Annotated in this window: 8 protein-coding genes; 2 read left to right on the top strand and 6 right to left on the bottom strand. The window is 69.6% G+C overall.

Annotation, left to right across the window (positions count from 1 at the left end; all coding sequences use genetic code 11):
* Positions 1-3 precede the first annotated feature (3 nt).
* The 4 genes from ACFWY5_RS17065 to ACFWY5_RS17080 are packed head-to-tail and all read right to left on the bottom strand — an operon-like array spanning position 4 to position 4,342.
* A complete protein-coding gene (locus ACFWY5_RS17065; RefSeq protein WP_379632818.1) occupies positions 4-1,236 on the bottom strand; it encodes an alpha-L-fucosidase in 1,233 nt (410 codons plus the stop codon).
* 6 nt (positions 1,237-1,242) lie between these two features.
* Entirely contained in the window at positions 1,243-2,100 is an 858-nt protein-coding gene (locus ACFWY5_RS17070) for a carbohydrate ABC transporter permease (RefSeq protein WP_379632820.1), read from the bottom strand.
* Positions 2,097-3,038 carry a carbohydrate ABC transporter permease gene (locus tag ACFWY5_RS17075; protein WP_379632822.1) on the bottom strand — a complete coding sequence of 314 codons (942 nt, stop codon included), beginning with the start codon at positions 3,036-3,038 and terminating at the stop codon, positions 2,097-2,099. Before ACFWY5_RS17075 ends, ACFWY5_RS17070 begins: the two co-directional genes overlap by 4 nt.
* Positions 3,035-4,342: an extracellular solute-binding protein gene (locus ACFWY5_RS17080; protein ID WP_379632824.1), complete on the bottom strand. Its 1,308-nt coding sequence runs from the start codon at positions 4,340-4,342 to the stop codon at positions 3,035-3,037. The genes ACFWY5_RS17075 and ACFWY5_RS17080 overlap by 4 nt, the downstream gene beginning before the upstream one ends.
* Before the next feature lie 181 nt (positions 4,343-4,523).
* Here ACFWY5_RS17080 and ACFWY5_RS17085 point away from each other — a divergent pair, with 181 nt between their 5' ends.
* Positions 4,524-5,525, top strand: coding sequence for a hydroxyacid dehydrogenase (locus tag ACFWY5_RS17085; RefSeq protein WP_379632825.1), 1,002 nt, complete (start codon positions 4,524-4,526; stop codon positions 5,523-5,525).
* Between the two features lie 116 nt (positions 5,526-5,641).
* Here ACFWY5_RS17085 and ACFWY5_RS17090 read toward each other — a convergent pair whose 3' ends face one another.
* A complete protein-coding gene (locus tag ACFWY5_RS17090) occupies positions 5,642-7,909 on the bottom strand; it encodes a hypothetical protein (RefSeq protein WP_379632827.1) in 2,268 nt (755 codons plus the stop codon).
* Positions 7,910-8,063: 154 nt separating this feature from the next.
* On the opposite strand from ACFWY5_RS17090, the gene ACFWY5_RS17095 reads away from it, so the two are divergent.
* Positions 8,064-9,194 (top strand): serine hydrolase domain-containing protein, encoded by a 1,131-nt coding sequence (locus tag ACFWY5_RS17095; RefSeq protein WP_379632829.1) that lies wholly within the window; start codon positions 8,064-8,066, stop codon positions 9,192-9,194.
* Positions 9,195-9,256: 62 nt separating this feature from the next.
* On the opposite strand, the gene ACFWY5_RS17100 is transcribed toward ACFWY5_RS17095, so the two are convergent.
* On the bottom strand, positions 9,257-10,735 hold the full coding sequence (locus ACFWY5_RS17100) for a glycosyl hydrolase family 18 protein (protein ID WP_379633106.1): 1,479 nt from the start codon (positions 10,733-10,735) through the stop codon (positions 9,257-9,259).
* Between the last annotated feature and the right edge of the window lie 130 nt (positions 10,736-10,865).

Here is a 10,865-nt window from a genome sequence, read left to right on the forward strand (position 1 = left end):
CGGTCAGGCAAGGAAGAGTTCGATCACCGGGACGGCGACCGGGGGACGCTGAACGGGCAGCTGAAGGGTCAAGGTGCCCTCCGGCTGCCCGCCCATCTTGGTGTTCTGCGCGACCTCGCCGGGCTTGGTGACGACCATCCGGATCTCCGAGGCGTCGTCGAGCAGCTGCGCGTAGCGGACCTTGCCCGCCAGCCCCGGCAGGTGCACGTGGCGCAGCGGCCAGCTGAACAGGTGAAGGTAGAGGCGGTCGCCGTTCTGGGTGTAGCGGCAGTCGGCCGGCGGGGTGAACGACGCGGGCCCGCAGCCGCGGATCGAGCGCTCGTGCCGGTCCATCCAGGCGCCGATCTCGGCCAGGATGGCCAGCGCCCTGGGGTCGATCTCGCCCCGGCCGGTCGGGCCCACGTTGAGCAGCAGGTTGCCGCCCTTGGCGACGCCGTCCACCAGCATGCGGATGAGCAGCTCCGGGCTCTTGTAGTCGAGGTTGTCGCGGTCGTAGCCCCAGCTTCCGTTGAGCGTCTGGCAGGCCTCCCACACCTCGGCCAGTGGTCCGGAGGGCTGGTACTGCTCGGGCGTGACGAAGTCGCCCGGCAGGCCGGTGCGGTCGTTGACCAGGATGCCGGGCTGCAGCTCGCGGACCATCTCCAGCAGTTCGGCCGAGCCCCAGTCCGCGGCGCCCTTGCCGCCCCACCACTCCTTCCTGCCGGCGTAGGAGAAGTCGAAGAACAGGTAGTCGATCTTTCCGTAGCGGGTGAGCAGCTCGCGGACCTGCCCGTGCAGGTAGTGCCGGTACTCGGCGATGTCGCCGCCGCCCTCGCCGTCCACCTCGTCACGGCGGGGGTGGGTGCCGTCGACGGGGAAGGACGGGTGGTGCCAGTCGATCAGCGAGTGGTAGAAGCCGACCTTCAGCCCCTCGGCCCTGCAGGCCTCGGCGAACGGCCCCACCAGGTCCTTCCCGTACGGCGTGCGGGTCGCCTTGTAGTCGGTCAGATCGCTGTCCCACAGGCAGAACCCGTCGTGGTGCTTGGTCGTCAGCACCACGTAGCGCATCCCGGCGGCCTTGGCCGCGCGCGCCCAGCCGGCCGGGTCGTAGCGATCGGGGGAGAAGTGGTCGAAGTAGACCTGGTACTGCTCGTCGGTCATCTTCTCCCTGGTCTTGACCCACTCGTGCCGGGCCGGCAGGGCGTACAGGCCCCAGTGGACGAACATCCCGAATCTGTCATGGGTGAACCACGTCATGAAAAATCATCCCTTGAGGGCGCCGGAGGACAGGCCATGAACGAACGAACGCTGGAAGAACAGGAACACGATCACCGAGGGCAGCAGGGCAAGCAGCGAGGCCGCCATGACCACGCCCGGCGTCACGATGGGGTCGATGCGCAGGGTCCGCAGCGCCAGCGGCAGCGTGTAGGACGAGGCGTCCTGCGCCACCAGCAACGGCAGCAGGTACTGGTCCCAGATCATGGTGAAGCCGAACACGCCGATGACCCCGAGCGCGGGCTTGCACATCGGCAGGATGATCTGCGCGAAGATCCGCAGCTCGCCCGCCCCGTCGATCCGCGCCGCCTCCTCCAGTTCGCGCGGCACGTCCTTCATGAACTCGGTCATCACCAGGATGGAGAACGCCCAGGCGCCGAGCGGCACGATCATGCCGGCCAGCGTCCCGATGAGGTTCACGTGGATCACCGGCACGTCGGCCAGGATGATCGACAGCGGGATGGCCAGGATCTCCTCGGGCAGCATGAGCGTCGCGAGAATGGCCACGAACACCAGCGACATGAACCGGAACCGCTTGCGCGCCAGCGCGTACGAGGCCAACACCGAGACCGTGACCTGGAGCAGCAGCCCGAAGCCCACGACGAGGAAGGAGTTGAGCAGATACTTCAGCATGCCCTGGTCGACGGCCACCGTGAAGTTGTCCAGCGTGGGGCTGGTCGGCACCAGGCTCAGCTGGGTCGGGTCGGAGACGTGGTTGAAGGCGCTGACCAGCAGGGCCAGCAGCGGCCCCGCGAACACGACCAGTACCAGCGAGTAGATCACCAGCTTCGTCGCGCGGCCCGCGGGGGTCGCGTTCTCCTTGAGACCGAGAGCCGTCTCGCTCATCGGTTCTCCTTCCTTCTGAGCAGGTAGACGAAGACCGTCAGCACGAGAGTCGCGACGAACAGCAGGACCGCCCCCGCCGCGCCGACGCCCAGCCGGTTCTGCTCCAGGCCGAGCTTGTAGATGAGGGTCATGACCACTTCGGTGGAGCCGTTCGGCCCGCCGTTCGTCAGCAGGAACACCTCGGTGAAGACCCGCAGCCCGCGGATGGCGGCCAGCACGAACAGGATCGTGAAGACCGAGCGCAGGCCGGGCAGCGTGACGTGCAGGATCCGGCGCCATCGGGAGGCGCCGTCGACGGTGGCGGCCTCGTAGAGGTCCCGGTTGACGCCGGCCAGCCCCGCCATGAAGATCATCATGTCGTACGGCGCGCCGCGCCAGATCCCGGTCATGATCACCGAGGCCATGGAGGCGTCCGGGTCGTTGATGAACCCGGACGGCCCGAGCCCGACCAGCCCGATGATCGAGTTGATCATGCCGTCGGCCGTCGGGTGGTACATGATCCGCCACAGCTCGGCGACCACCGCCATCGGCACCACGACCGGCAGGAACGCGGCCGACCTGATGAAACCGAGCTTGCGGCTCTGCCCCTCCATCAGCAGCGCCAGCGCGAACCCGAGCGCCATCGAGCCGGCCGTCTGCCCCACGGCCAGCACGATCGTGTGCCAGGCCGCGCTGTGGAAGCCCTCGGAGGCGAGCATCGTGGCGTAGTTGCCGGTCCCGACCCACTTGTTGCCGAGGAACGGCTGGACGTCCTGGAAGGACATGACCAGCGCGTTGCCCATCGGGATGAACTTGAAGAGCGCGAACAGGATGATCGCCGGAGCCAGGAACAGCCACGGGATCCACCAGCGGCCGTCCCGCCCCCCGTTCTTGGAACGGGGAGCGGGGGCGCCGGTCGTCGCTCGCGCGGCGACGGGACTCAGTTGCTCGACGCTCATGAGGCGGCGATGCCCTGTTCGGTGAGGATGGCGGCGAGCTTGGTGTCGAGCTTGCCGAGTTCGGCCTTGAGGTCGAGGGAGCAGTCCGCCACGAGCGCGTTGACGGTCTCGGCCGACACCTGGCGCACCGGGGTCCAGTTCGGCAGCGACGGCGCGTACCGGCCGGAGGTCTGGTAGGCCTCGGCGAAGGTCTTCCAGCGCGGGTCGGGCCGCACCTGGGCGATGTCGACGGTGGTGTTGACGGGCAACTGCACGATGTACGCCGCTTCGCCCTCCATGCCGATCTTCTGGCCTTCGGCCGAGATGGCGAAGGCGGCGAAGGCGTCCTGCGCGGCCTGGTTGGGCGAGCCGGCCATCAGGTAGACCGCGCCGCCCTCGGCCAGCACCTCGGCGCTCTTGGCGCCCTTGGGCATCGCCATGACCTCGTACTTGTCCTTGCCCAGCGCCTTGTCGAAGCGGGGCAGCAGGTAGGGGCCGACGACGTAGAGACCGGCCTTGCCCGCCTCGAACGTCTCGTTCGTCGGCGGCGTGTCCATGGTGACCGCGCCCGGCTGGATCACCTTGTCCTTGCAGCCCAGGTCGCGGAACCACTGCATCGCGGCGACGGACTCGGCGGTGGACATGGCCGGCTTGTACTTGCCGCCGCCCGCGTCGGCCACGAAGTCGCCGCCCGCGGCCCAGAGGAAGTTCGAGAAGTACCAGGACGCGTATCCGCGCTTGGTCGACAGCGGCGCCGCCAGCCCGTAGGTGTCGGCCTCGCCGTTGCCGTCGGGGTCCTTCTCGGTGAACGCCTTGGCCATCGCCGCCAGGTCCGCCCAGCTCTGCGGCGGCTTCAGGCCCAGCTTCTCGCGCCAGTCCCTGCGGATGAGCAGCGCGGTCGCCTGTGCCGAGTACGGCAGGCCGTACTGCTTGCCGTCCACGGCCTTGCCCGCGGCCAGGGCCCGCTCGCTGACGTCCTTGGCGCCGGCGACCTTGGACAGGTCGATCTCGCGCAGCAGGCCCTGGCTCTGCATCGTTCCGAGCTGGGCGACGTCGTTCATGACGATGTCCGGCAGGTCCTTCTGCGCGGCACGCTGCTGCATCTTCGTCTCGAAGTCGTCGAAGATGGCCGTCACCTTGACCTTGTGGCCCGTGGCCTTCTCGAACGCCGCGGCCAGCTTGATCGTGCCCTGCTCACCCGGCCCGCCGGGCGTCGTCCTGGTCCAGAGTTCCAGGGGCGCCGAGGCGTCCTGTTCGACGTCGCCTCCCGCCGGACCGGAGCCGCACCCGGTCAGCACCAGCGCGGCAGCAAGGAGACAACTCACCTTGTATTTGGCATGTGTCCGCATATGTGAACGGCTCCCAGTCTCTTGGATAACGCTTTCCGAGAAGCTAGCGTTGCCCCATTGGCACGGTCAATGGTCCGATGACTCCCGGCCGAAATCGATGCGTAACAAGCCGCGTGCTGCCACTGACCCGATGACTCTTGATGACTCTGGAGCGTTCATGTCCGAGCTCGATCCCCGGCCCCTCGCCCTGCTCGTCATGGAGGAACGGCGGCGCGGCGACGTCTACCCGCCCGAGGTCCTGCGCGACCTGGACGAACTGGTCAGATGGAGCGCGCCACCGCGTACCCGGGAACACCTGGCCGAGGACCCGGACGTGCTGGCGGAGGTGGAGATCCTGCTGACCGGATGGAGTCCGCCCCGGCTCGACGCCACGCTGCTGAGCCGGGCGCCCAAGCTGCGCGCGGTGCTGGTCGCCGCCGGCTCGGTACGGCCGCTGACCACGCCGGAGTTCTGGGCCCGCGAGATCCCGATCGTCTCCGCCGCCTCCGCCAACGCGATCCCGGTGGCGGAGTTCGCGCTGGCCCAGATCCTGCTCGCGCTGAAGCAGGCCCACCGGATCGCCCGCGAGATCCGGGCCGAGCGCCGCTACCCGCACGATCCGCGCGTCGCCGGCGGGTACCGCTCCCGCGTCGGCCTGTTCGGCCTCGGCGCGATCGGCCGCCTCGTCGCCGCCCACCTGCGGAACTTCGACGTGGAGGTGCTGGCCTGCGACCCCGTGGCCGACCCCGCCGGGCTGGGCGTGCGCCTGGTGGAGCTGCCCGAGCTCTTCGCCGCCTGCTCGGTCGTCAGCCTGCACGCGCCGTTGCTGCCCGAGACGGAAGGCCTGGTCGACGGCGAGCTGCTCGACCTCCTGGAGCCCGGCGGCACCCTGATCAACACCGCCCGCGGCGCGCTGGTGGACGAGCCCTCCCTCGTGGACGTCCTGCGCCGCAGGACCGACCTCACCGCGGTACTCGACGTCACCTGGCCGGAACCGCCGCCGCCGGACTCACCGCTGTTCACCCTGCCCAACGTCGTCCTGACCGCGCACGTGGCGGGAGCCCTGGGCGGTGAGCGGGCGCGCATGGGGGAACTGGTCGTGGACGAGCTGCGCCGCCTGGCCGGCGGGGAGGCCTTCCGGCATGCCGTACCGGCTGACCGGGCGCACATCATGGCGTGACGGCCGGGGAGCGGGCGCACGTCCGTGGCGTGACGGCCGGGGAGCGGGCGCACGTCAGGGTGTGACGGTGGCGCGGGCCGTCGGCGTCTTCACGATGCCGGCGGCCCGCGAGGGGGCTAGGAGTGGGCCAGGGTGTAGAGCCGGTCGTGCTCGTCCCAGCGGGCGGTGCTGATGACCTTGGTCGCGTCCGGCACGGTTCCCAGGCGCAGTTGCCTGGCCAGCGCGTTGAGGCGCTTGGCGGAGGCGGTGACGGCCTCGCGCAGGGCGGTCGGGCTGCCCCAGTGGGTCTCGTCCTCCTTCAGGCTCTTGCGCAGACCGGAGGCGATGGTGGACAGGCGCTTGCCGTACGAGTGGGCGCGCAGTCTGGCCAGGTCCTCCTGCACCAGCGACACCGTGTCCGCCAGCGCCTTCGCGTCGTAGGTCTCCTTCCGCCCGGCGTCGGCCTTCTCGCCGTGGCCGCCCCGGTCGCCGGTGTCCACGGTGGCGAAGGGGAGCAGGTTGCGGAAGCTGAGGTAGGCGGTGGCGGCCTCACCGGCCGTGGTCGCGGTCAGCGCCTCCAGCGCCGCGTCGAACAGCTCGTCGAGCTGGCCGCCCTCCAGCTGGATGATCGGCAGCAGCCGGTCCAGCCTCATCACCTCCGACTTCAGGTCATCGGTGACGAGCTGGCGCACCTTCGCCATGGCGAGGTCCTCGTTCGCCGCCGTGGCGAGCTGGCGCGACAGGGCGCCGCACTGGACCACCCAGGCGGTCGTGTGGCAGCCCATCCCGGTGACCCCGGGAGGCGCGGGCGCGCGGCCGTTGACGACCAGGGGCTGACCGGCGGTGAAGGTCACCACGAGCGGGTCGTTGGCCGCGTCGTCCACCCAGGCGTTGGAGCCGGTGGCGTCCGGCAGGACGGGCATCGTCTTCCACGCCGCGGCGATCCGGGTCAGCAGGTTCGTGACCTCCTCCTTGCCGAGGTCGGCCCCGGGGAAGAGATGGCGCAGCTCGGCGGTGAGCTTGGCCCTGGCCTCCGTGGCGGCGGAGGCGCCGAAGAAGCCGGAGTAGGTCACACTGCGCGGGTACGCGGCGGCGACCAGGCTCTGATGCTCGTGGACCAGCGTCGGCACGATGGCCTCGACCCGGGCGGCGGCGTCCTTGGCCAGGCTCTCGATGGCCTGGACCGAGAGCAGGGCGCGACTGAGTGCGGTGCCGACGTGCCGGCCCTCGCCCTTGCGCAGCTCGCGCAGCCGCTCCTTGCCGCTGCCCGGGGACAGGCCGATGACGCTGCGGGCCGCGGTCTTGATGGACTTGGCGGCGTGGAAGAGTTCCTGGTCGTCGGTGGGCCTGGCGTACCTCTGCGCGATCGTCTCGGCCTTGGTCTCGATGTCGGCGGCGGTCATGGCGAACGAACCGATGCCGCTGACCAGCTTCTCCAGGTTCTCGGCCAGGGTCGCGAGCTCGTCGTAGCTGGTACGCGGGACCTTGGCCGCCTCGGGGTCGAGCAGGAAGATGATCCCCGACTCGCGCAGGGCGGCGTCGTAGGAGAACATCCGCCACAGCGCATCCTTGACCTGGACGGCGGTGTAGGGCGGGTCCGGGTCCTTCGGCGGCTGCGGCTTGGGCTGCGCGGGCTGCCCGGGTTGCTCCGTCTCCATCTGCTCGGCGGCCAGCTTCGCCTCCTCCTCACGCTGGAGCGCCAGGCGGTCCATGGACAGGGAGTGGCGCTCGTGGGCGATGAGGACGTTCCGGTAGCGGCCCTCACCCGACCCGATCGAGCCGCGGGCCGAGGGGTTGAAGACGGTGGCGTACGGCAGGTAGTTCACGTAGGCCAGGTGGTGGGCGACGGCCACGCCCAGTGTGTCGGCGGCGCGGGCGCGCACCTCGTCCTGGGTCTCCATCGAGCCGTCCTGCTTCTTCCGCGGGCCGTCGCGCAGCACCCTGCGGGCCAGATCCAGGCCGGTCACCGTGCGGTGGGCGGCGTCCTCCAGCCTGGGCGCGCGTTCCTCGTGGTCCTCCAGCCACAGGAAGAGCTTCATCTGGGTGGAGTCGAGGTTGGACATCCAGGCGGTCGCCTCGTCGTGCAGGGCCTGGACCTTGCCGATGGCCTCGGTCAGGGTCAGGTTGTGCAGGACCGCCTTGAGCGCGTCGAGGTGGACCTGCCAGGCGATGGTGTGGTCGCCCATGCGCGCGCCGAAGGGGGAGGGGGTGCGGGGACGGGGGCTGATGACCACGCGCCGGATGAGGTCGCTGCCCGGTTGCGGCAGGATGGCGGGGCGCAGGTAGACGGTCGCGCCTTTGGGCAGGTCGGAGTGGGACTGGGCAACCAGGGGAATCGGTCCTTCCACCGGCGTGGTGTCGGTGTCGCCCGCGGTCGGATCCTGGTTCTTCTTGGCACGCTTCATTGCGCTCCGTCCCGGTTGGCAGTGATATGAACTCCCCCTTTTCCCGCGGAAGGCGTGGTCGCGGCTAGTGGCCAGGTCGTCACAGTTCCGGATCGGCGGACGTTTACGCTGGTAGGAGGGTTCGGGGGGAGGCTCATCCATGAGGTGCTCACGAATGCGCGTGCTGGTGGTCCTGGCCGGGCTGCTGGCCCTGCAGACGCCTGCCGGGGCTGCGGTCGCGGCGCGGGAGTTTCCCGAATTGACACCGGCGGTGGCCGCCCGCCTGGACTCCGTCGTACAGAAGACCATGCGTGAAGCGGGCGTGCCCGGCGTCGTCGTCGGCCTGTCGGCTCCCGGCAAGGGCTCGTACGTGCGGGCCTTCGGCGTCGCCGACAAGGCGACCGGCGCCGCGATGACGCCCGGCGTGTACTCGCGGATCGGCAGCGTCACCAAGACGTTCACCGTGACCGCGCTGCTCCAGCTCGTCGACCGGGGCAAGGCCGGCCTGGACGACCCGATCGCCGACTACGTCGAGGGCGTCCCGAACGGCGAGCGCATCACGCTGCGCCAGCTCGCCGGCATGCGCAGCGGGCTGTTCAACTACAGCGAGGACGAGGGGTTCTTCAAGGCGCTCACCGGCGACCCCACGCGCTCCTTCACGCCGCGGGAGCTCCTGGCCTTCTCCTTCAAGCATCCCGTGCTGTTCGAGCCGGGCGCCGAGTTCTCCTACTGCAACACCAACCTCATCCTCCTGGGGCTGGTCGTGGAGAAGCTCGGCGGTCAGCCGCTGCACGAGTTCGTCGGCGCCAACATCCTGAAGCCCGAGGGCCTGAACCGGACGATCTTCCCGACCGGCGCCGCCTTCCCGAGCCCGCACCCCCACGGCTACACCAACCAGACCGCAACGGGCGCGGTCGAGGACGCCACCGGCTGGAACCCCTCCTGGGGCTGGGCCGCCGGCGCGATGATCTCGGACCTGGAGGACCAGCGGAAGTGGGCGAGAATCCTGGCCACCGGCTCGCTGCTGAGCCCGCGTACACAGGCCGAGCGCCTCAAGACGGGAACGACGCAGATCTCCGGCACGGGCTACGGGCTCGGCATCTTCAACGTGGAGGGCTGGATCGGGCACAACGGCTCGCTGCCCGGCTACCAGACGCTGACGATCTACCTGCCCGCGTATCAGGCGACGCTGGTCATGCTGCTCAACACCGACATCTCGTACGAGGGCCAGGAACCCAGCACGGTCCTCGGCCGGGCGGTCACCGGCGTCGTCACCCCTGACCACGTCTACCAGCTGGGCGGCTGAGCAGCCCCGGACAAGACGAGAGGGCCGGCCCCTTACGGGACCGGCCCTCAACGGTCAGACGGTCAGCCGAGACCGTTCTTGAGCGCGGTGATCAGTTCACCGTTGGAGGTGTCGCCGCTGAGCTCCCAGAAGAACGCGCCGCCGAGGCCCTGGTTCTTCGAGTACGTCATCTTGCCGCCGATGGTGGCCGGTGTGTCGTAGCTCCACCACTGGTTGCCGCAGAAGGCGTAGGCCGTGCCCGCGACGGTGCCGGTGGAGGGACAGCGGGTCTTGAGCACCTTGTAGTCCTCGTTGCCCGGTTCGTAGGTGCCTGGCGCCGGGCCGGTGGCGGTTCCGCCAGGTGTGGCCTGGGTGACGCCGGTCCAGCCTCGGCCGTAGAAGCCGATGCCGAGGAGCAGCTTGCTCGCCGGGATGTTCTTGCTCTTGAGCTTCTGGATGGCGTTGTCGGAGTAGAAGCCCGCGATCGGGATGCCGGTGTAGGAGGTGAGAGGCGAGTGCGGGGCGGTCGGGCCCTGCGCGGCCCAGGCGCCGAAGAAGTCGTAGGTCATGACGTTGTACCAGTCGACGTACTGCGCGGCGCCGCCGTAGTCGGCCGCGTCGATCTTGCCGCCGTTGGTGCCGTCCGCGGTGATGGCCGCGGTGACCAGGTTGTTCGGGCCGAAGCGGGCGCGTACGGCCTGCATCACGTTCTTGAAGGACGCGAAGCCGCTGCTGTCACAGGTCAGGCCGCAGGCGTTGGGGTACTCCCAGTCGATGTCGATGCCGTCGAAGACGTCGGCCCAGCGGGGGTCCTCGACCATCTGGTAGCAGGACTCGGCGAACGCGGTGGGGTTGGCCGCGGCCTGGGTGAAGCCGCCGGACCAGGTCCAGCCGCCGATGGAGAAGAGGATCTTGAGGTTCGGGTACTTCTTCTTCAGCTTGCGCAGCTGGTTGAAGTTACCGCGCAGCGGCTGGTCCCAGGTGTCGGCGACGCCGTCGACGCTCTCGGCCGCCGAGTAGGACTTCTCGTAGTCGGCGAAGGAGTCGCCGATGGTGCAGCGGCCGCCCGTGGTGTTGGCGAAGGCGTAGTTGATGTGGGTCATCTTGGCGGCCGAGCCGCTGGTGTCGATGTTCTTGACGTGGTAGCCGCGCTGGTAGACGCCCCACTGGACGAAGTAGCCGAGGACCTTGTTGCCGCCGCCGCCGGGGCCGTCCGAGGTGGTGGCGGAGGCCGAGTTGCTAGCTGCCGAGCGGTTTCCTGCGGCGTCGCGGGCGCGGACGGTGTAGGTGTAGGCGGTGTTCGAGCTGAGCCCGGTGTCGGTGTGGGTGGTTCCGGTCACGGTGGTGACCAGGGTGCCGCCGCGGTAGATCTCGTAGCCGGTGACGCCGACGTTGTCGGTCGAGGCGTTCCAGGCGAGGGAGACGCTGTTGGAGGTGACGCCGGTGGAGCGGAGGTTGCCCGGCACCGTGGGCGCCTGGTTGTCACCGCCGCCGCCCGAGGTGGTCGCCGTGACCGCCGCGCTGTCGGCCGAGCGGTTGCCCGCCGCGTCGCGGGCCCGGATCGTGTAGGTGTAGCTGGTGCTGGCGGTGAGCCCGCTGTCGGTGTGGGTGGTTCCGGTCACGGTGGTGACCAGGGTGCCGCCGCGGTAGATCTCGTAGCCGGTGACGCCGACGTTGTCGGTCGAGGCGTTC

Source organism: Nonomuraea sp. NPDC059007 (genome assembly GCF_042740555.1).
Lineage (GTDB): Bacteria > Actinomycetota > Actinomycetes > Streptosporangiales > Streptosporangiaceae > Nonomuraea.